Origin of the sequence: Mycobacterium sp., from assembly GCF_035633495.1 — a bacterium.
GTDB lineage: Bacteria > Actinomycetota > Actinomycetes > Mycobacteriales > Mycobacteriaceae > Mycobacterium.
On the sequence record NZ_DASQEU010000115.1, the window covers coordinates 1 to 22,046 of the forward strand.

The 22,046-nt window shown below is 66.6% G+C and carries 15 protein-coding genes and 1 pseudogene; 9 read left to right on the forward strand and 7 right to left on the reverse strand.

The window, feature by feature from the left end; genetic code table 11:
• Positions 1–522 (forward strand): transposase (locus VET27_RS17375; protein WP_526520314.1); only part of this gene is annotated, 522 nt, incomplete at its 5' end.
• A 99-nt stretch (positions 523–621) separates the two neighbouring features.
• Here the strand turns inward: VET27_RS17375 and VET27_RS17380 are convergent.
• Together VET27_RS17380 and VET27_RS17385 are read right to left on the reverse strand one after the other, a co-directional pair.
• The gene (locus VET27_RS17380) at positions 622–897 is read right to left on the reverse strand and encodes a dsRBD fold-containing protein (protein ID WP_526520316.1); all 276 of its coding nucleotides are present in this window, start codon (positions 895–897) and stop codon (positions 622–624) included.
• 86 nt (positions 898–983) lie between these two features.
• The gene (locus tag VET27_RS17385) at positions 984–1,874 is read right to left on the reverse strand and encodes a universal stress protein (RefSeq protein WP_526520318.1); all 891 of its coding nucleotides are present in this window, start codon (positions 1,872–1,874) and stop codon (positions 984–986) included.
• A 202-nt stretch (positions 1,875–2,076) separates the two neighbouring features.
• On the opposite strand from VET27_RS17385, the gene VET27_RS17390 reads away from it, so the two are divergent.
• The 3 genes from VET27_RS17390 to VET27_RS17400 are packed head-to-tail and all read left to right on the forward strand — an operon-like array spanning position 2,077 to position 4,958.
• Positions 2,077–3,063 (forward strand): Acg family FMN-binding oxidoreductase, encoded by a 987-nt coding sequence (locus VET27_RS17390; RefSeq protein ID WP_526520320.1) that lies wholly within the window; start codon positions 2,077–2,079, stop codon positions 3,061–3,063.
• Positions 3,064–3,077: 14 nt separating this feature from the next.
• Positions 3,078–3,974 (forward strand): universal stress protein, encoded by an 897-nt coding sequence (locus VET27_RS17395; RefSeq protein ID WP_526520322.1) that lies wholly within the window; start codon positions 3,078–3,080, stop codon positions 3,972–3,974.
• 9 nt (positions 3,975–3,983) lie between these two features.
• Positions 3,984–4,958, forward strand: coding sequence for a 1-phosphofructokinase family hexose kinase (locus tag VET27_RS17400; protein ID WP_526520324.1), 975 nt, complete (start codon positions 3,984–3,986; stop codon positions 4,956–4,958).
• On the opposite strand, the gene VET27_RS17405 is transcribed toward VET27_RS17400, so the two are convergent.
• The 5 genes and pseudogenes from VET27_RS17405 to gap form a co-directional block, all read right to left on the reverse strand.
• Complete coding sequence (locus VET27_RS17405) at positions 4,951–5,850, reverse strand: 3-oxoacyl-[acyl-carrier-protein] synthase III C-terminal domain-containing protein (RefSeq protein WP_526520326.1); 900 nt, start codon at positions 5,848–5,850, stop codon at positions 4,951–4,953. The two genes, VET27_RS17400 and VET27_RS17405, sit on opposite strands and share 8 nt — an antisense overlap.
• On the reverse strand, positions 5,834–6,937 hold the full coding sequence (locus tag VET27_RS17410) for a 3-oxoacyl-ACP synthase III family protein (protein ID WP_526520328.1): 1,104 nt from the start codon (positions 6,935–6,937) through the stop codon (positions 5,834–5,836). The genes VET27_RS17405 and VET27_RS17410 overlap by 17 nt, the downstream gene beginning before the upstream one ends.
• Positions 6,938–7,368: 431 nt before the next feature.
• Positions 7,369–7,524 (reverse strand): annotated as a pseudogene (locus VET27_RS17415) (4Fe-4S dicluster domain-containing protein); the annotation flags it as partial.
• An 18-nt stretch (positions 7,525–7,542) separates the two neighbouring features.
• The gene (locus VET27_RS17420; RefSeq protein ID WP_526520330.1) at positions 7,543–8,463 is read right to left on the reverse strand and encodes a universal stress protein; all 921 of its coding nucleotides are present in this window, start codon (positions 8,461–8,463) and stop codon (positions 7,543–7,545) included.
• A complete protein-coding gene (gene gap / locus VET27_RS17425; RefSeq protein ID WP_526520332.1) occupies positions 8,460–9,476 on the reverse strand; it encodes a type I glyceraldehyde-3-phosphate dehydrogenase in 1,017 nt (338 codons plus the stop codon). The genes VET27_RS17420 and gap overlap by 4 nt, the downstream gene beginning before the upstream one ends.
• A 286-nt stretch (positions 9,477–9,762) precedes the next feature.
• Between gap and ppsA the strand changes: the two genes are divergently transcribed.
• From ppsA to VET27_RS17450, 5 genes are read left to right on the forward strand one after another with little or no spacing between them, the layout of a single operon-like run.
• Complete coding sequence (ppsA, locus tag VET27_RS17430; RefSeq protein ID WP_526520334.1) at positions 9,763–12,159, forward strand: phosphoenolpyruvate synthase; 2,397 nt, start codon at positions 9,763–9,765, stop codon at positions 12,157–12,159.
• Complete coding sequence (gene otsB, locus VET27_RS17435; RefSeq protein WP_526520336.1) at positions 12,156–15,833, forward strand: trehalose-phosphatase; 3,678 nt, start codon at positions 12,156–12,158, stop codon at positions 15,831–15,833. Before ppsA ends, otsB begins: the two co-directional genes overlap by 4 nt.
• Positions 15,833–17,464: an NAD(P)-binding protein gene (locus VET27_RS17440; protein ID WP_526520338.1), complete on the forward strand. Its 1,632-nt coding sequence runs from the start codon at positions 15,833–15,835 to the stop codon at positions 17,462–17,464. The genes otsB and VET27_RS17440 overlap by 1 nt, the downstream gene beginning before the upstream one ends.
• Positions 17,461–21,033 (forward strand): pyruvate:ferredoxin (flavodoxin) oxidoreductase, encoded by a 3,573-nt coding sequence (gene nifJ, locus VET27_RS17445; protein WP_526520340.1) that lies wholly within the window; start codon positions 17,461–17,463, stop codon positions 21,031–21,033. Before VET27_RS17440 ends, nifJ begins: the two co-directional genes overlap by 4 nt.
• Positions 21,033–22,043, forward strand: a complete 1,011-nt coding sequence (locus tag VET27_RS17450; protein ID WP_526520342.1) for a dihydroorotate dehydrogenase-like protein — start codon at positions 21,033–21,035, stop codon at positions 22,041–22,043. The genes nifJ and VET27_RS17450 overlap by 1 nt, the downstream gene beginning before the upstream one ends.
• Positions 22,044–22,046 lie beyond the last annotated feature (3 nt).

The window sequence follows — 22,046 nt, forward strand, 5'->3', positions numbered from 1 at the left end:
GAGGTGTTCGACAAGCCGGTGATCGCCAGGTGCCAGCTGCACAAGCTCAGGAACGTGCGCGACCACCTGCCCGAGAACATGCGCGGACCGGTGGAGAAGCGGATGCGTAAGGCCTACCACGCCGACTCCGCGCTCGAGGCCGAAGCCGGGCTCACCGCGCTGGCCAAGGAGCTCGACAAGACCCACCCCGGCGCCGCGGGCAGCCTGCGCGAGGGCCTGCACGAGACGCTGACCGTGCTGCGCCTCGACGTGCCGCCCACACTCGCCAGGACGCTGCGCAGCACCAACGCCGTGGAGTCCATGATCTCCATCAGCCGTGACCACGCCCGCAACGTCAAGCGGTGGCGTGACGGGCAGATGGCGCTGCGCTGGTGCGCGGCCGGCATGGTCGAGGCCTCCAAGCAGTTCCGCAGGGTGAACGGCCACCTGCACCTGCCCGCCCTTCGGGCCTCGCTCGAGCGGCATGTCGCCCCCGAAAGTGCCGGACCCGACTGCAACACTCAAGAGGTGAGCGCGGCCTGATGCTCACCGGGCCGCCACCGAAGTTCCACGGAGCTCGGGAGTTCCTCAGCCGGTAGTCCGTCCCGGTCACCGACCCGAGACATCGACGCCGAGTCGCTGTCATCGGACCGAAATCGCCTCTCCGGTAACCGATTCGATGTCACCGGCAGTGTTGACGAACAGCTGCCTCGTCAAGTGAGTCAGGGCACGTGCGACGGCGAGTTCCTCGCCGACCCTCTTCGGGTACCGTTCACCGTCCTCCAGCTCCGCGTCGCCCCTGCCCACCAGGTCGACATCGTGCCAACGCATGCTGGCGGTGGCTTGCGTGCCGTCACCCTTGCGTTCGACGCAGATCTTGACGAGATGCTCGGACTTGCCGTGCTTCTTGTGACTCACTGGTCTCTCCCTGGTCTTCGTTGTCACCGAAGACTCTGCGGGAACTTTCGACCGCGTACCAGGGTCATTGGTCCTCGGCTACCGTCCTATGAGCCCCTGGCGACGATCACGGGGATCGTGGCGGACTCGGCGACCGCCGTGCTCACCGAGCCCAGCAACATGCCCGCGAACCCGCCGCGCCCGTGACTGCCGATCACGACGAGCTGCGCTGACCCTGCGTGACTTAGAATCACCTCGACGGGATGCCCGCACACGACGATGCGGTCGATGGCGACGTCCGGGTAGTGCTCCTGCCAGCCGGCAAGGCGTTCGGCCAGCGCTAGTTGCGCCTGCATCGCCGCCGTGGCCACGTCGTACCCCGGGAGTTCGAAATTCGTCCAGTCGCTCCAGACGTGCAACGCCCGCAGCCTTACGCCCCTGCGGGAGGCCTCGTCGAACGCGATCGCCGTCGCCGTCTCCGACGCCGGGGAGCCGTCGATCCCGACGAGGACCGCAGCGTCGTCGCGAGGGGATGCCCCGGACACCTCGTCGGGTATCACCGCGACCGGGCACTGGGCGTGGTGGAGCAGGCCGGAGCTCACCGACCCCAGTAGCAGGCGATCGACCGGGCCCTGTCCCCGGCAGCCCACCACGATCATGTCGGCGCCCTTCGAGAGATCGACGAGCGTCGGAACTATCGGCCCGACCGACACTTCGCGTTCGACCTCGACGGCGCCGTCGTCACCGACTTTGTCCATCACGACCTCGTATGCGCGCTGGACGATGCCCTCGCCGTACTTCTGTTGTTGCTCGGATGTTTCCGACCACACCATCGGTACCGGCCAGGACATCTCCAGCGGAAGCGGTTGAATGTAGGCCAGCGTCAACGGCACCCCGCGCGAAGCGGCCTCGTGCGCGGCCCAGCCGACGGCCGCATCGGACGACGGTGATCCGTCCACTCCGACGACGACTCTGCGTCGACCCGTCGACTCGATCATGATTTCTCCCGGATGGGTGGACTAGGCGGAGACCGTCGTTCGGCGGTACCGCACTCCCATGTGATCTACGCTAGGCCGAATCACCAACCTCCTCTAAGGGCCTTGGTAAGCGTCGGGTCCAATGGCCGGGCCGCGGGGACCAATGACCCTGGTACGCATTGCGTCAATCCCTAGAGTCGACATTGGCAGGAGGCCCGTTTCCATGACTCGCACGATGGTGAACACCCAAGTCGTCACCAACGCGATCCGGCTGGCGTGCAGAGCGCCCTCCTTGCACAACAGCCAGCCGTGGCGATGGATCGTCGGCAAGGTGGCGGTGGATCTCTTCGCCGACTATCGACGGGTCGTGCGCTCGGCCGACCGTTCCGGTCGCGAGGCGATCATCAGCTGCGGAGCGGCTCTCGACCATTTCCGGATCGTGATGACCGCCGCGGGGTGGACGACCAACGTCGACCGCTTTCCCAATCCGGGCGATCGGGACCATCTCGCTTCTCTCGACTTCAGTCCCAGCCAACAGGACGCCACCGCCGCCGAGCGGGTCCGCGCCGACGCGGTCTCGTGCCGGCGGACGGATCGGCTCCCGTTTCGCGCTCCCAGCGATTGGGATTCCTTCTTACGCGTCCTGCGGGAGACCGTCGACCTCAGTACCGTCACACTCGACGTGCTAGCCGACGACGCGCGTCCGGCATTGGCCGCGGCATCTCGGCGCACCGAGGCCTTCCGACGGTCCGACAGCTACTACCACGACGAATTACGTTGGTGGACAGATCCTCTCCGCTCCTATCAGGGCGTTCCGTCCAGCGCGCTGGTGTCCGAGGATGAGCGCGAGCGAGTCGACATCAACCGCGAGTTCCCCGTCACGCGCATCAGCGGGAGACGATCCGACGTCGAGGTGGACGAAGCGAAGGTGCTCGTCCTGTCGACGCCCGAGGACACCAGGGACGACGCGCTCACCTGCGGTCAGATCCTCTCCGCGGTGTTGTTGGAATGCACCATCGCCGGATTGGCCACGTGCACGCTCTCGCACATCACCGAGTTCGCGGAGAGCCGTGCCGTGATCCAGGACCTGACCGGCAACCGGGCCTTCCCCCAAGTGCTGATCCGGGCGGGTGAAGCGCCGGCCTCCGAGAAGGTCCCGGAACCGACGCCACGCCGCCCGTTGAGCGAAGTCATGCAGATCCGTCGTTGAGGGAGGAGCACCACATGTCCCAATCCGGGCACGCAACAGGAATATTGGTCGGTGTCGATGGATCCGCGGAGTCCGATGCTGCGATCCGCTGGGCGGCTCGTGAAGCGGTGATGCGTCATGCACCGATGACGTTGGTACACGTGGTCGCACCCGTGGTTGCTCGGTGGCCGATGGAGCCGATGTACGCCAACATCACCGAGTGGCAACAGGACAACGCGCGGCACGTCCTCGAGCAGGGACTCAAGACTGCACACGCGTGCGTCGACGACGCACGGCTCGTCGACGTCCACACCGAGACCCTGAATTCGAGCGTGGTGCCGGCGCTGGTCCACGCCTCCGAGAACCAGCAGATGGTCGTCGTCGGCAGCCGTGGAACCGGTGCGCTCGGCCGGATGCTGCTGGGTTCGGTGAGTACCGGACTGGTGCACCATGCGCACTGCCCGGTCGCCGTCATTCGTCCCGAACCCGCGGTCGCCGACGTCAATGCGCCCGTCCTTCTCGGCGTCGACGGGTCACCGGCCTCGGAAGCAGCGACGACGATGGCCTTCGAAGAGGCGTCTGGCCGCGGGGTGGGCCTGGTGGCCTTGCACGCGTGGAGCGACGTGGCCGTCTTCCCGATGCTGGGCATGGACTGGAAGGAGCACGAGAGTCAGGGACACGAGATCCTCGCCGAACGGCTGGCCGGCTGGCAGGAACGGTATCCGGACGTGGACGTGCAGCGACGTCTCGTCTGTGATCAGCCGGCTCGCTGGCTCATTCGTGAGTCCAAGCACGCCCAGTTGGTGGTGGTCGGAAGTCGGGGCCGTGGCGGATTCGCGAGCACGTGGTTCGGATCAGTCGGTTCGGCGGTGGCTCAGTCCGCAAACGTCCCCGTGCTCGTGGTGCGCGGATCCACGACCGGATCAAGGTAGGTACGCCGAATGGAATCCTCAAGCGAGCGAAGCGGATACGGGGCGACCATCGTCACTCTGACGATGAACCCGGCGCTGGACGTCACGACCGGTGCCGACCGTGTGGTTCCAACGGACAAGATCCGTTGCCACAGCGCCCGGTACGATGCGGGCGGCGGCGGCATCAACGTCGCCAGAGTGGCGACCATCCTTGGCGCGTCCGTGTCAGCAGTGTTCCCCGTGGGCGGACCAACCGGCGATCTGGTCACCGAGCTCGTCGCCGATGCCGACGTGCCCTATCGCCGAGTGGCGATCTCCGAGCCGACTCGGGAGAGCTTCACCGTCGACGAGTCCAGCAGCGGTCAGCAATACCGGTTCGTCCTACCCGGCCCGCGGCTCACGATCGCCGAACAAACGAAGTGTCTCGACGAACTCGAGTACGCGGCACGCTCGGCCCGCATCGTGGTCGCCAGCGGCAGCCTCCCACCGGGCGTTCCCTTCGACTTCTACCAACGGGTCGCCGACATCTGCCGAGAGATTGGGGTGCCGCTGGTCCTGGACACGTCCGGCGGCGGACTTCAGCACATCACGTCGGGGGTGTTCCTGCTCAAGCCAAGTGTGCGCGAGCTCAGGGAGTGCTTCGGTCGTGAGCTGGCGACCGAATCCGAGCAGTTGGCCGCCGCGCACGAGCTCATCGCCGCGGGGATCAGTCAGGCCGTCGTCGTCTCCGTGGGGTCCAAGGGTGCCCTCCTGGCCACTACCCATGGCAACCAACGTTTCCCGGCGGTCCCGGTGCATGTCCTCAGCGGCGTCGGTGCCGGCGACGCGATGGTCGCGGCGATCACCGTCGGCGTGACCCGGGGATGGTCGCTGAGCAAGTCGGTGCGGTTCGGGATTGCCACGGGCGCCGCCATGCTGATGACCCCGGGCACGGCTCCGTGCCGCCGCGAGGAGACCGAGCGAATCTTCGAGTTGGCGCCCGAGGCAGAGGACGTCGTTATCTAACGGGGTTCCAGCGCGGCACTGGCGGTTCGCGGTAGAGCGCCGCACCGGCCGTGATTCCCGCACCGGCGGCGACCAGCATGATGCGGGCCCCGATCGGAAGATGATCGAGCACGTGCTCGAGCGCAGCGGCGAGCGACGCGGTATGGGTCCTCTCGTCGTCGGCGACGACGATGCGCTCCGGGGACACGTCGAGTTGCGTTGCCAGCGCAGTTCGGTATCCGCGGCGTGCGGGTGCGGCAACGATGACGTCGACGTCGGCGAGCGTCAGCGCGGAGTCGTTCAGGCAGACGCGCGACGCGCGTGCTGCGGAGAAGGCCAGCGACGCGTCCAACGCGGGTGACTCATGGAATCGCAACACGTTTCGGGAATCCTCGGATCCGACGGTCGCGCGGAAGTGTTCACCGTCATCGGGGTCGTTCACCCAGCTCACCGGTCCGAGGCCGTAATCGTCGTCGGTCCAGTTGCACAGAAGCGCAGCTCCGACCGGCGAGAACGGGAAGTGTTCGCTGAGCCCGCGGCCGGGGTTGGCATCACTGGCCGTGACGAGCGCGCACTCGATCGTGTGCGATCGCAAGAAACCGTCGACGATCTGCAGACCGGTCAGAATCCCACAGGTGCCGTTGGAGATGTCGAACGAGAAGGTGCCACGCGCATTCCCGTGCGGATCCTCGGGATTGGCGCCGATGTCCTCCTGGATGAGCGCTGCGAGGGCGGGCTCAGCCAAGTTTCTGTCACGGTAGATGCCCGCATTGACCAGGAGATCGACGTCATCGGCGTCTCGCTGCGCGTCGTGCAGGCAGGACTTGGCGGCCGAGACCGCAAGGTGCAGCGCACTGTGACGCGTCCGCCAACCGCCCTCGACGACTCCCAGTCGGTCAATGATCGTGCCCATAGCGACCCACCAGATCCTCGTCCACGGTCACGAGAACGACCCCGATCTCGAGACCCGATGCCAGTGCGATCAGTGCGATCGTCTCGCCGGGCCGGATCCGGCCGGCTTCCAGTTCTTCGACGAGCGCAACCGTGTGCGTCGTGGATGCCGTGTTCCCGTAGCGGTCGACGGTGATGACGGCATCGTGCCGTGGGCTGTCACCCAAGACCGCGGACACTTCGGCCATCCCCTTGCGGATCGCCCGGGCCGATGTCTGATGTGTGATCACGTGGTCGATGTCGTGGATCTCGATGCCCGCTGCCGTCAGCACCTCCTCCAACAGCATTGGCGTGTCCGCGATGGCGGCCCGCTGAATCGCTCTGGAGTCGGTGAACATTCGGGCGCCCGGGTCTCGGCCCTTTGGGTATGCCAGACACAGCCGGCTGTGATCTGCGACGGTGGTGAATCCGGCGAGGGTGATCGCCCCCGACTCGGCGTCGGCTCGCTCGAGTAGAAGGGCTGCACCAGCGTCACCCAGCGTCATGCAGGCGAGTTCCTTGCTCATGATGGTGCGGATGTGACGTGCGGCGTTGTGGCTCAGCTGGGAGATGTGCTCACCACTGACCACCAGCCCGCGCTCGACGATGCCCTGCCGGATCCAGTTGTTGAGAATCGTTACGCCGGTGAGCATTCCGGCGCACGCGTTCGAGACGTCGAAGGTCATCGCACGGAGGGCGCCGATCGCGCGGGCGACGGCACTGCTCACGGTGGGCTCGAGCCACTGGCTGAGGCCGTCGTGAAGTTTCGTGATGCTGCAATTGATCACCACGTCCAGCGAGGAGCCGTCGCATTGGGCCCTGCCCAGACAGTCTCGCGCCGCCGCGATCGCCAGACTGTAGGAGTCCTCGTCTCCCACCGCCACGCGCCGCTCGTAAATTCCGGTCAGTCGTTCCAGGTCGATGTGGGTGTTGTGACGCGTCGTCGACATCAGCTCGTCGGTGGTGACCCGAGTGTCGGGCAGATGCCGGCCGGCCGCAGCCAGCCGGGCGCGGTAGGGCGCGCGACCGACGTCGTCCGGGCTATCCATCACCAGCCAGTGCGTACCCATCGGCCCTGCCTCCGTCCGAATTCAGCATTGACCATCGAGCGCGTCAGGAACAGGGCATTTCGGCCCCTTCCCGGCGGGCCAACGCCCCGTAACCGACCTCTGCCATCACCGGCGGCGACCGCCTCCGGCACGACGGCAGCCGGCCTCCGGTCGAGCATCTCGCCGAGCGCGAGGACCGTGGCGAGGTCCACACCATGTGAGCTCGTGGTCGATGCTGCGTGTAATTGGTCGATGGTGCAGCGATGGATCCGTCCCGGTACCGGCGGTGTCGCGATCGCCGCATCGACGACCTTGGCCAGCCGCGCACCGGCCCTATCGTCGAGAACGCGGCACGGGTCAACGGCGTCACCGAGGACCCGAACACCGGGTGCCGCGTGGGCGGCGACGGGTCATGGTTGCGAACCCACGTCCACGCCCTAGCCCGTCGGCAGCACACCCCAGCCCTTCGGCAGATCGTCGGCCGACTGCAGTTCGTCGAGCACGAAGGCGTTGTCCGACATCGTGGGACCCACGACACGGTATCCGCCGTCGAGCAGAGGGGACACCAACTCGTGCAATCCAGCGGCGTCGACCACCGTGCTGCTCATGCGAATCTCCCACCCCCACTATTTGCGCTGGTGCGCCACGATCACCGGCGACTGGGCCAACTGCACGACCGCCGTGCTGACCGAGCCCAGCAACATTCCCGCGAAACCGCCGAGGCCGTGACCGCCGACGACCGTGAGTTGAGCCCGACGGGATTCGGCGACGAGCACGGTGGCCGGATCGTTGCGCACGCTTTCACGGTGCACGGACACGTCGGGGTAGTGCTCACTCCAACCGGCCAGGCGCTCGGCGAACACTTCGTCCTCGATCGAACTCAGTGCGGGCGTGCCGATTCCGTCAGCACCGATGCCCGCCAAGGCCATCACACCGATGTCGCTCCACGCATGCACGGCCAACAGCCCCACGTTTCGGCGCGAGGCTTCGTCGAAGGCGATCGCGGTCGCCAGTTCCGCTCCCTGCGAGCCGTCGATCCCGACGAGCACCGGCGCCTGCGCGGGCTGCTCCATCGGCGGATCCTCGTCATGGATGACGGCGACGGGACAGTGCGCGTGATGGACCACCGCGGAACTCACCGACCCCATCGGCCGGCCCCGCGACTTCCCGGTGCCGCGTCGGCCCACCACGACCAGCTCGGCATTCTTGGATAGGGCGGCCAAGGCGGAAACGATTCCCCCTGAGGGAGTCTCGCGGTTGATCTGTACCGTTGGGCGCACACAACTCTCGCGGACGACCTTCACGGCCTCGTCGATCACATGGCGTCCCCATTCCTGCTGCCCGCTCGTCCAGTCGGCGGGTAGGGGTGTTCCCAGCCACGTCCCCGCCGTCGTGGTGAGGACGTGTACGAGGGTCAGCGGAGCGTTGCGCAGCTCGGCGTCGTGGGCCGCCCACTGGACGGCGGACGTGGCGGCGGGCGACCCGTCGACACCGACGACGATTCCGGACCGATTGTTGGACTTCGGCGTGACGACTCCTTTGCTCACATGGTCGATGCGACCAAACCGGCAAGGTCGACGAGACGATGGGAGTAGCCCCATTCGTTGTCGTACCAGCCGACGATCTTCACCAGGTCTCCGGTGACCTTGGTGAGCCCCGCGTCGAAGATGCACGACGAGGGGTCGGTGACGATGTCGGAGGAGACGATGGGATCCTCGGTGTAGGTGAGGAAGCCCTTGAGCTCACCCTCCGCTGCGGCCGCGAACGCGGCGTTGACTGCTTCGACGGTCGCCGGTTCGCGGACGACGACGGTGAGGTCGGTCGCCGAACCGGTCGGCACCGGCACTCGCAACGCGTACCCGTCGAGGCGCCCTTCGAGTTGGGGCAGCACCAAGCTGATCGCTCGGGCAGCGCCGGTGGACGTGGGCACCACGTTGATCGCTGCGGCGCGCGCCCTGCGAAGGTCCCGGTGCGGACCGTCCTGCAAGTTCTGGTCCGGGGTGTAAGCGTGGACGGTCGTCATCAGGCCGCGTTCGATGCCGAACTCCTCGTCCAGCACCTTGGCCATCGGCGCTAGGCAGTTCGTCGTGCACGACGCGTTCGAGACGACGGTTTGTGAGCCGTCGTAGTCGCGGTGGTTGACGCCCATCACGACAGTGAGGTCGGCGCCCTTCGACGTCGCGGACACCACCACCTTCTTCGCGCCTCCGTGGAGGTGACCTCTGGCCTGCTCCGCGGCGGTGTACCGACCGGTGGACTCGACCACGACGTCCACACCGAGGTCGCCCCACGGCACCGCCCTGGGCCCGTCGGGGTTCGAAAAGACCCTGATCCGCTGCGCTCCAACCACCAGGTCGTCGCCATCGATCGACACGGGGTGCGGCAAACGCCCGAGGACGGAGTCGTACTTCAGCAGGTGCGCCAGAGTCCGGGTGTCGGTGAGGTCGTTGACCGCCACGATCTCGACGTCGGTAGAGCCCGCGGCGCGTTGTTCGTCGACCGCCCGGAAGAAGTTTCGGCCGACACGGCCGAAACCGTTCACACCCACCCTGATCGCCATGACGTCTCCTCGATGATTAGTGGACCGTGTTGCGGCATCGACTGCGCGCGACCTCAAGTCTGACGACGCCTGGGGCCCAGGAGCAGGGCACAAGGTCCTCGCCTTGATGTCCTTTGTGACTCGGCGTCGCACGTCCCCACGAGCAACACCCAACTCCGCTTGGACTGTTGACCATTGGAGTGACCTTCGGCCCTGGTTGCCGCCGCGCCGCCGTGCCAGGTTGGAACCTAACTGCGCTGCGCGGTCGACGCTGCCGACTGCGAGACGCGCGACGAGAGGACACGTGATGGGTACGTCCAAGTACGTCCGCTTCTTCGAGGAAGTCGGCATAGACGACGTGCCGCTCGTCGGCGGGAAGAACGCCTCGCTGGGCGAGATGTACCAGAAGCTGACCGACCAGGGGATCCGCATCCCAAACGGGTTCGCCACCACCGCCGAGGCCTACCGCCACATGTTGGACAGGGTGGGCGCCTGGGATCGGCTGCATGCCGAGCTCGACGACATCGACCCCGCCGACGTCACAGCGCTGGCGCGCAAGGCCAAAAATGCCCGAGAGATCGTCTACGGCGCCGGGCTTCCCGATGACCTGGCCGCCCAGATCGTGGACGGCTACCGCGCGCTGCAGGAGGAGTACGGCGAGGAAGTGAGCCTTGCGGTGCGGAGCTCGGCGACCGCCGAAGACCTGCCGACGGCGAGCTTCGCCGGCCAGCAGGACACCTATCTCAACGTCAAGGGTGCCGAGAGTCTCCTCGATGCGTGCCGCCGTTGTTTTGCCAGCCTGTTCACCGATCGCGCCATCCACTACCGAATCGACCAGGGCTTCGACCACTTCAAGGTGTCGCTGTCGATCGGCGTGATGAAAATGGTGCGCTCCGACCTCGCCGCGTCGGGCGTGATGTTCTCCCTCGACACAGAGTCGGGCTTTCCCGACGTCGTGTTCGTGACGGGCGCCTACGGCCTCGGTGAGAACGTCGTTCAGGGCGCCGTCGACCCCGACGAGTTCTACGTCCACAAGCCGACCTACCTGGCCGGCCATCGCGCGGTGTTGCGCCGTCTCATCGGCGACAAGGCGGTGAAGATGATCTTCGTCGAGGGTGGGACGAAGGACGCGGTGCGCAACATCCCCACGCCGAAGGCCGACCGCGCCCGATTCTGTATCACCGACGAGGACGTCGTGGAGCTGGCGGGCTACGCGTGCACCATCGAGGCGCACTACGGGCGGCCGATGGACATGGAATGGGCCAAGGACGGTCTCGACGGGAAGCTGTACATCGTCCAGGCCCGCCCCGAGACGGTGGCCTCCCAACGCAGCGGCACCACGCTGGAGAATTACGTGCTCGAGGGACGAGGCGAGGTACTCACCGAGGGCCGCTCGGTCGGCCAGAAGATCGCTACCGGCGCGGTGAGACGCATCGACAACCTCGCACACCTGTCGGATTTCAAGCCTGGTGAGGTACTGGTTTCCGACATCACCACACCCGACTGGGAGCCGGTGATGAAAGCCGCGGCGGCGATCGTCACCAACCGTGGCGGCCGGACCTGCCACGCGGCGATCATCTCCCGTGAACTCGGCATCCCGGCGGTGGTGGGAACAGGCGACGCGACCACGAGCGTGCCCAATGGCGCGCTGGTGACGGTGTCGTGCGCCGAGGGCGACACCGGGCGTGTTTACCAGGGCGAAGTGCCCTTCAGCATCGATCGGACCGAGGTCGGCGACCTGGCCCGGCCGCGCACCCAGATCATGCTCAACCTGGGGAACCCCGATCTCGCCTTCAAGACGTCGTTTCTTCCCAACGACGGTGTTGGGCTCGCCCGGATGGAATTCATCATCAACGAGTACATCAAGGTCCACCCGCTCGCCCTGCTGCACCCGGACAAGGTCGACGACCCCGAGGCTCGAAGGATGATCGATCGGCTTACGTATGCCTACCCGGATGGAGGCGCCTTCTTCGTGGAGCGCCTGTCCGAAGGAGTCGGCACGATCGCTGCGGCCTTCTGGCCGAAGCCCGTGGTGGTGCGGATGTCGGACTTCAAGACGAACGAATACGCCAGCCTGGTCGGCGGAACAGCCTTCGAGCCAGAAGAGAGCAACCCGATGATCGGCTTCCGAGGCGCATCGCGGTACGCGCATCCCGCCTATGCCGAGGGCTTCGCGCTGGAGTGCCGCGCGATGAAACGCGTCCGCGAGGAGATGGGCCTGACCAACGTCGTGCTCATGATTCCGTTCGTGCGGCGGGTGACCGAGGCCGACCTCGTCCTGAAGACCATGGCCGACCTCGGCCTGAAGCGCGGCGAGAACGGGCTCAAGGTCTATGCGATGTGCGAGATCCCGAACAACGTGATCCTGATCGACCAGTTCGCCAAGCGTTTCGACGGCTTCTCCATCGGCTCCAACGACCTGACTCAGCTGACGCTGGGCGTCGATCGTGACAGCGAGATCGTGGCCTTCGACTACGACGAACGCGACGAAGGCGTCAAGGAGATGATCCGACTGGCCGTAGAAGGCTGTCACCGCAACGGAATTCACTCCGGGTTGTGCGGACAGGCACCGTCGGACTACCCGGACATGGCCGAGTTCCTGGTCCGGCTGGGCATCGACTCGATGAGTCTGAATCCTGACACCGTGGTCAAGACCACCCGCCAGGTGCTGGAGCTGGAGCAGCAGCCCGTGCCGGTGCCATGAAGCTGCCGGTCACCATTGATCCGCGCTACCACGACGCGGTGCTGCTCGACCTCGACGGTGCGCTGAACAGCGAGGTGCCGCTCTTCGGGGCGACGGTCGACCTGGCCCGGAAGTTGCAGGGCATCGGGGTCGCCGCGGCGGCCTACTCGTCGAGCCCGCAATGCCAACAGGCCCTGAAGGTCGCCGGGATCAACGACCTGTTCGGCGTCTGCATCGACGGAATCGCAGGCGAACGCGGAACGGCCGACAAGCCCGATCCCGCAGTGCTTCTGGAGGCTGCCCACCGACTCGGGGTGCGACCACAACGGTGTGTCGTCGTCGAGAACTCCACCGCCGGCGTGGCGGCGGGGCGCGACGGCGGGTTCGGGCTCGTCGTCGGCATCGACGGGACCGGAGGTGCCGACGAGCTGACCCGCCACGGTGCCGACGTCGTGCTCGGCGATCTGGCCGACATCGCCGTCCGCATGGGGGACAACCGGATGTCGGAGCTGCCGAATGCATTGACGTCCTATGGCCAGTTGGTTGGCATCACCAGCGCGCGCGAGTCGATGTTGTTCCTGGACTACGACGGAACGCTGTCCCCCATCGTCTCGGACCCCGGCGCGGCCAGGCTGGTAGACGGCGCGGCCGAGGCGCTGGAACTCGTCTCCCAGGTATGCGCCGTGGCCATCCTGAGTGGCCGCGACCTCGCGGATGTCAGCGACCGGGTCGCCATCCCCGGCGTTTGGTACGCAGGCAGCCACGGGTTCGAGTTGACGGAGCCGGACGGCACCTATCACTGCAACGAGGCGGCTGCGGTGTTCGTGCCCGTCCTGGAGCAGGCCGCCGCCGAGCTGAGCCAGAGCCTGGCCCAGATTCCAGGCGTGCGCGTCGAGCACAAGCGCTTCGCCGTCGCGGTGCACTACCGCGAAGTCGCACCGGAACGAGTCAGTGAGATCGTTTCGGCCACGCATCAACTCGGGGCGCGGGTGGGTCTCCGCGTGACCAGCGGGCGCATGCTCGTCGAGCTGCGGCCCGACCTCGATTGGGACAAGGGCACCACGCTGGCCTGGATCCGCGACCGCATCGACCCGTCCGGTTCCCTGCTGCCGATCTACATCGGCGACGACCTCACCGACGAAGACGCCTTTGATGCGGTCCAATTCGACGGCATCGGGATCGTCGTCGGACACGACGAGGACGGCGACCGCAAGACAGCTGCGCGCTTCACCCTGCAGAGTCCGGATCAGGTACGCGAGTTCATCCAGCGCGGTTCTCAGTGGCTGGCTTACAAACACCAGGTGTCAGGCGAGGCGTGGGATTACGACTTCGACGGATACGATCCGCAGAACGAGAAGCTCCGTGAGGCGTTGTGCACGTTGGGGAACGGCTACTTCGCCACCCGGGGAGCGGCGCCAGAGTCGAAGGCCGGGCAGGTGCACTACCCGGGGACCTACGGCGCCGGGGTCTACAACCGCCTAGTCGACGACGTCTCGGGCACCGAGATAGACAACGAGAGCCTGGTCAATCTGCCCAACTGGCTGTCGTTGACCTTCCGGATCGACGGTGGAAGCTGGTTCGACGTCGACGCGGTCACCGTGTTGTCCTACCGGCAGACGCTCGAACTTCGCGGCGCGGTGTTGACCCGCGAGGTCCGCTTCCGCGACGATGAGCAGCGGACGACTTTACTGTCGCAACGACGATTCGTGGCGATGCACATGCCGCACGTCGGTGCCCTCGAGACGACCATCCGCGCCGAGGACTGGTCCGGGACCGTCGAGGTTCGCTCGACCTTGGACGGCAACGTCACGAACTCACTGGTCGAGCGCTACCGGGACTTAGCCAGTGAGCATCTCAAGTTGGTGGACAAGCGGGAAGTCTCCGGCAGCTCTGTCCTGTTGACGGTGCAGACGAGCCAATCCCGCATTCCCGTGGCCATGGCAGCGCGAAACGCCGTCTGGCGCGACGGCGAGCCCGTTGCGGCCACCTTCCGGCTTTTCGACGACCGCGCCGAGATCGGCCACGACATCGTCGTTCGGCTCTCATTGGGCGAGGCGATGACGGTCGAGAAGGTCGTCACCGTCTATACGGGGCGCGACGTCGCGACGTCCGAACCCGCCGTCAACGCCGAGCGCTCGCTTGCCCCACTCGGCCGCTTCGAAGAGTTACTCGACGGGCATCTGACCGAGTGGACACATCTGTGGGAGCGGTTGTCCATCGAATTCGACGACTTCACCGACGAAGTGCGGATCCTGCGCCTCCATCTGTTGCACCTCCTGCAGACGGTGTCACTGAACACCGGTGACCTCGACGTCGGGGTGCCGGCCCGCGGGCTGCACGGTGAGGCGTATCGCGGCCACATCTTCTGGGACGAACTGTTCATCTACCCCGTACTCAACCTGCGGTTCCCGGTGATCACCCGGTCCCTGCTCGGGTACCGCTACCGGCGCTTGCCGGAGGCCCGGCACGCCGCGCGCGCGGCCGGACATACCGGCGCGATGTTTCCCTGGCAATCCGGCAGCGACGGACGCGAGGAAAGTCAACGACTGCACCTCAATCCGCGCAGCGGCCACTGGAACCCGGACGCCAGCGCCCGTGCCTACCACATCGGCATCGCTGTTGCCTACAGCGCGTGGGAGTTCTACCAGGCCACCGGCGACCTCGCCTACCTGATCGACTACGGCGCGGAGCTGATCGCCGAAGTCGCACGCTTCTTCGTCAGCCTGGCCACCTTCGACGACGAGCGCGAACGCTTCGGCATCAAGGGCGTCATCGGGCCCGACGAATTCCACTCCGGTTATCCCGAAGCCCCTTACGACGGCATCAACAACAACGCGTACACCAACGTGATGGCGGTCTGGGTGATCATGCGCGCGTTCGACGCACTGAATCTGCTGCCCCTGCCCACCCGCCTCGATCTGCTGGAGGCACTCGGACTGCACAGTGAGGAGCTGGCGCACTGGGAGGAGGTCAGCAGGCGGATGTACGTCCCGTTCCACGACGGAGTCATCAGCCAGTTCGAGGGCTACGGCGATCTGGCGGAACTGGATTGGGACCGCGTTCGCAGTCAGTACGGCAACATCCAACGGCTCGACCGCATCCTGGAAGCCGAGGACGACGACGTCAACCGCTACAAGGCGTCCAAGCAGGCCGACGCGCTCATGTTGCTCTACCTGCTGTCGGCCGATGAGCTGCGCGAGTTACTCGACCGGCTCGGCTATCGCTTCCCTCCCGACCGGGTGCCGGAGATGGTGGACTACTACCTGGCCCGCACATCCCATGGGTCCACGCTCAGCGGCGTCGTGCACAGCTGGGTACTCGCCAGGGCCAACCGCGATCGCGCCCTGGAATTCTTCCGACAGGCACTGACGTCCGACGTCTCCGACATCCAGGGCGGCACCACCTCGGAGGGCATTCACCTGGCGGCCATGGCCGGCACCGTCGACCTCATGCAGCGGTGCTTCACCGGGCTGGAGACCCGGTCCGACCGCATCATCCTTTCCCCGCACTGGCCCGAATCGCTTGGCGTGCTGGCGATACCGATCCACTACCGCGGCCTCCACCTGCACCTGCGGGTCAGCGGCAAGGGCGTGATCATCAGTGTGGATCCGCACGGCGCCGCAGGCATCGAAGTGGAATGCCACGGCCGCGTCGTTCAACTGATGCCCGGAACCACCGTCAGGTTCCCCGGCTGATGGCCGATTCCGAGGACGTCACGCCACTTGCCGACCTTTCGCATGGCCACGCCGGCGCCGGTCCCGTGCGCGAGCGTCGACCCGTGTACGTCGACCTGCTGCCGCCGTGCAACGCCGGTTGTCCCGCCGGTGAGAACATCCAGGCCTGGCTGGCACACGCCACCGCAGGGCGGCACGAAGCCGCATGGCGTCAACTGGTCACGGACAACCCGTTCGCCGCCATCCACGGGCGGGTGTGCTATCACCCGTGCGAGACCGTCTGCAACCGCGCCAATCTCGACAGCGCGGTATCGATTCACTCGGTGGAGCGGTTCCTCGGCGACCTGGCCCGCGAGCGCGGCTGGACGTTCGAACCACCGTCCACCCGAACCGGCAAGCGGGTCCTGGTCATCGGCGCGGGGCCGAGCGGACTGTCCGCCGCCTACCACCTGGCGCGCTTGGGGCACGAGGTCGAGATCCGGGACGCGGGGGCTTTACCCGGCGGGATGATGCGTTACGGCATTCCGGCCTACCGGCTACCGCGAGACGTGCTCGATGACGAGCTGAACCGGGTCGCGGAACTCGGCGTGCGACTCACGTTCGATCATCGGGTCGAGGACCTCGCCGCCGAGCGTGACGAGGGCGGATTCGATGCGGTGTTCGTCGCGATCGGGGCGCATCTGGCCAAACGCGTCGACATCCCGGCCCGCGACGCAGGCACGATGGTGGACGCGGTGTCGTTCCTGCGCAGTGTCGCCTCCGGCGAGAAGCCGGCGATCGGGCGCCATGTCGCCGTCTACGGTGGCGGCAACACCGCGATGGACGCCGCCCGCGTCGCCCGCCGCCTCGGCGCTGAGGACGCGGTCATCGTCTACCGCCGCACCCGCGAGCAGATGCCCGCCCACGCCGAGGAAGCCGAGGACGCCGAACGCGAGGGCGTCCGCATCAACTGGCTTCGGACGGTCACCGCCTTCGACGGCCCCGAATTACAGGTCGAGGTCATGGAACTCGACGATTCGGGATACCCACGACCGACCGGGCGCTTCGAGACACTGGCCACCGACACCTTGATCATGGCGCTCGGGCAGGAGACGGAGTCGGCGTTCATGCGGACGCTGCCGGGGGTGGAGTTCGACGCCGACGGCAGCGTGCAGGTGTCGGCGTCGATGATGACGGGCTGCCCGGCTGTGTTCGCCGGTGGTGACATGGTGCCCAGCGAGCGCACGGTCACCGTCGGCGTCGGACACGGGAAGAAGGCGGCCCGCCACATCGACGCCTGGCTGCGCGGGTCGCCTACCACGCGCCCGGCCAAGCACCCGACGGCGTCGTTCGACGCGCTGAATCTGTGGTACTTCGGTGACACCGCGCAACGTCGGCAACCCGAACTCGATGCGACCACACGTGTGCATGGTTTCGCTGAGGTCGTCGGCGGTCTGTCCGCCGAGGAAGCGACCTATGAAGCGGGGCGGTGCCTGTCGTGCGGTAACTGCTTCGAATGCGACGGCTGCCTCGGCGCGTGCCCCGAGGACGCGGTCATCAAACTCGGAGTCGGGCACCGCTACGAGTTCGATTATGACAAGTGCACCGGCTGTGGCGTCTGCGCCGATCAGTGCCCCGTCCACGCCATCGACATGTTTCCGGAGCCGACATGACCCGCGCCACGGTGGACGGCAACGAGGCCGCCGTTTCGGTCGCGTACCGGCTCAACGAGGTGTGCTGCATCTACCCGATCACACCGTCCTCGCCGATGGCCGAATTAGCCGACGTATGGTCCAGCGCACAGCGGCCCAACGTGTGGGGCACCGTCCCGACAGTGGTCGAAATGCAAAGCGAGGGTGGAGCGGCGGGCGCACTGCACGGCGCCCTGCAGAGCGGCGCGCTGACCACGACTTTCACTTCATCGCAGGGCCTGCTGCTGATGATTCCCAACATGTACAAGATCGCCGGCGAACTGACCTCGGCCGTCATCAACGTTGCCGCCAGATCAATTGCCGCGCAGGGTCTGTCGATCTTCGGCGACCATTCGGACGTGATGGCCGTGCGGCAAACCGGGTTCGCGATGCTCGCGTCCGCCTCGGTCCAGGAGGCACACGACTTGGCGCTTATCGCGCAGGCAGCCACACTCGCGACCCGGGTACCGTTCGTGCATTTCTTCGACGGGTTCCGAACCTCGCACGAGCTCAACACGATTGAGACGCTGTCCGACGATGACCTGCGGGCGCTGGTGCCCGAGGAGTTGGTTCGGGCGCATCGCGGACGGGCACTGTCTCCCGAGCGGCCGTTCATCCGCGGCACCGCCCAGAACCCGGACGTGTACTTCCAGGCACGAGAGACCGTAAACCCCTTCTACGCAAGGGTTCCCGGGGTGGTCGAGAACCTGATGGCCCGCCTCGGCGAGCGCACCGGCCGCACGATGAGCATCGTCGACTACACCGGGCACCCGGAGGCGGACCGAGTGCTGGTGCTGATGGGCTCGGGTGCTGAGACCGTGGTGCAGACCGTTGCCGCACTCGTCGAGAATGGCGAGCGGGTCGGTGTGGTGCAGATGCGGTTGTATCGGCCATTTCCCACCGAAGCGCTGCTGGCAGCGCTGCCTTCGACGGTGCGGACGGTCGGCGTCCTGGACCGCACCAAGGAGCCCGGTTCGATCGGCGAACCGCTCTATCTGGACGTGGTCGCGGCGCTCGCCGAGGCGCACTCCGACGGAGAACGACCGGTGATGCCGCGCATCACCGGGGGACGCTACGGCCTGTCGTCGAAGGAGTTCACGCCCGCCATGGTTGCCGGCGTGTTCGCCGAACTCGCCCGCGAGCAGCCGCGGCGGCGGTTCACCGTCGGTATCGACGATGACGTCTCCCAGACCAGCGTCGACTACGACCCGTCGTTCGACATCGAGTCACCCAACACGTTCCGGGCGGTCTTCTTCGGGCTCGGCTCGGACGGAACCGTCGGCGCGAACAAGAACACGATCAAGATCATGGGTTCCGAGGATGGCCTGCATGCGCAGGGATACTTCGTCTACGACTCGAAGAAATCGGGTTCGCAGACCGAGTCCCATCTGCGTTTCGGGCCGGATCCCATCCGCGCGCCCTACCTCGTCAATGGCGCCAATTTCGTTGGCTGCCATCAGTTCCGGTTCCTCGACAAGGTCGACGTGCTCGGTCGCGCCGCCCCCGGCGCGACGCTGCTGCTGAACTGTCGACTTCCGGCGGAGAAAGTGTGGGACGCGCTCCCGCGGCGGGTCCAGGAACAGATCCTGGACAAGCGGATCAGCTTCTACACCGTCGACGCCGACCGGATCGCACGTGAGGCCGGGCTGGCCGGCCGCATCAACATCGTGCTGCAGACGTGTTTCTTCGCGATCTCGGACGTGCTGCCGCGTGACCGGGCCATCATGCGGATCAAGGAATCGGTGGAGAAGACCTACGGCAAACGCGGCCCCGAGTTGCTGGCCAAGGAAATGGCCGCGGTGGACGGCGCCGTGGCCGGGATGCACCGGATCGAGGTGCCGACATCGGTCACCTCCACCCGCGCACCGGTACCGACTGTGCCCGAGTCGGCACCGGAGTTCGTCCGCACCGTGACCGCGGAGATGATGGCCGGACGCGGAAACCTGCTGCCGGTCAGCGCACTTCCGGTGGACGGCACCTACCCGAGCGGTACGACTGCCTACGAGAAGCGCAACGTCTCCGAGCTGGTCGCAGTCTGGGATTCTGACAGCTGCATCCAGTGCGGCAACTGTAGCTTCGTCTGCCCACACAGCGTGATCCGGTCCAAGTTCTACGACCAGTCCCAATTGGCCGGGGCGCCCCAAGAATTCGCTTCCGCTCCGCTGGACGCCGTCGGCCTGCCGAACGCCAGGTTCTCGCTGCAGGTGTACGTGGAGGACTGCACCGGATGCGGCCTGTGTGTCGAGGCCTGCCCCGTCGTCATCCCCGGCGCAAGCGTGACCAAGGCGATCAACCTCGGCGCCGCCGAACCACGAATCGAGCCCGAGCGGGAGAACATCGCCTTCTTCGAGTCCCTACCGACCAACGATCGGTCCAAGGTGGACTTCGGCACGGTGCGCGGAACCCAGTTCCTGGAGCCGCTGTTCGAGTTCTCCGGCGCCTGTGCGGGCTGCGGTGAGACGCCGTACCTCAAGCTCCTCTCGCAGCTGTTCGGGGACCGGCTGATGATCGCCAACGCGACCGGCTGCTCGTCGATCTACGGCGGCAACCTGCCCACCACCCCCTGGGCCACCAACGCCGACGGGCGGGGTCCGGCCTGGTCGAACTCCCTATTCGAGGACAACGCGGAGTTCGGGCTCGGAATGCGGTTGGCCAGCGACGGACACGTCCAGCTGGCCCGGCGACGCCTCGCCGAGCTGCGCGCCGCCATCGGCGAAGAACTTGTGGACGCGATTCTGGGCGCGCCGCAGCTGCGGGAGTCGGAGTTGGCCGCCCAGCGTGACCGCGTGGGCGAGCTCAAGAACCGACTCCGTGGCCTGGATCCCGCCATGACCGCTGACCTGCTCAGCGTGGTGGACCACCTGGTCCGGCGCAGCGTGTGGATCGTCGGTGGTGACGGCTGGGCCTACGACATCGGGTCTGGTGGGCTCGACCACGTGTTGGCGAGTGGGCGCAACGTCAACGTGCTGGTGCTCGACACCGAGGTGTACTCGAACACCGGCGGTCAGATGTCCAAGGCGACCCCGCTGGGCGCGGTCGCGAAGTTCGCTGCCGCAGGCAAAACATTGCCGTTGAAGGATCTCGCACTGCAGGCGATCGCGTACGGAAACGTCTACGTCGCCAAGGTCGCGATGGGTGCCGACTCGCAGCAGACCCTGCAGGCCTTCCGTGAGGCGGAAGCGTACGACGGGCCTTCGCTGATAATCGCCTACAGCCAGTGCATCGCGCATGGCATCGACATGCGTCTCGGGATGGATCAGCAGTACCGCGCCGTGGCGAGCGGGCACTGGCCGCTAGTGCGCTACGACCCGGTGATGCGTGCCGCCGGGAAGAATCCGTTCCTGCTCGACTCGCACCGACCGCGGATCCCGCTCGACGGCTACCGCAACCGGGAACTGCGGTACCGCTCACTGGCGAACGCCGATCCGGCCGAGTACGAGCGGCTTCTCGGGATGGCCGAGCAGGCGATCGCACAGCGCTGGAATGTCTACGAGGAGATGGCTTCCCACGGTGCCGAACACTTCCACCCCGACGCTCGCAGGGAACGCTGATGGAACTGTCCACGCGCTATCTGGGTCTCGAATTGCGCAACCCGTTGGTTGCCTCGGCGTCTCCGCTGTCGAAGACCGTCGACGGTGTCCGGCGTCTCGCCGACGCCGGTGTGGGTGCGGTGGTGCTCTATTCGCTGTTCGAAGAGCAGCTCCGCCTCGAGGCGGAGCGGAACGCACGACTGGCTGACGCAGGCTCCGAGAGCTTCGCCGAGGCCCTGTCCTACTTTCCGGTCGGAGCCGACGAGGACCACGGCCCACGCCGGCACTTGGACCTGCTCGAACGTGCGGCAGGGGCGGTGTCGATTCCCGTGATCGGCAGCCTCAACGGCAGCACGCCCGGCAGTTGGGCCCGCTACGCGCGGTCGATGCAGGACTGCGGCGCGGCCGCCATCGAATTGAACATCTACTTTCTGCCCGGCGATCCGCACGTCTCCGGACGCGACGTCGAAGAACGTCACCTCGACATCCTCGCCAACGTCAAGGATGCCGTGACCGTGCCGGTGGCGGTGAAGCTCAGCCCGTACTTCAGCGCGACCGCTGAGATGGCCCGGCGACTGGACTTGGCCGGTGCGGACGGGCTGGTGCTGTTCAATCGGTTCCTGCAGCCCGACATCGACCCGGAGACCTTGGCCGTCGCACCGGGGCTGGCGCTGTCGCGGGCGGCGGAGGCTCGACTGCCGATGACGTGGATTAGCCTGCTGCACGGACGAATCGGTGCTTCGCTCGCCGCGACGACGGGTGTCGAGGGATCGACGGAGCTGATCAAGTACCTGCTGGCAGGCGCTGACGTGGTGATGACCGCGTCGGCACTCCTACGCCACGGCCCGGAATATGCCGCCGTACTGCTCGACGGGTTGTGTGAATGGATGGGACGCAAGGGATACACATCGGTCGACGACATCCGCGGACTTCTCGCCGTCCCCATCGGGACCGACGAGGTCTCACGAGAACGCGGCGACTACGTCAGCGCACTGCGACGGGCCAACAGCGGCGGGTTCGGGCCCTGGTGACGA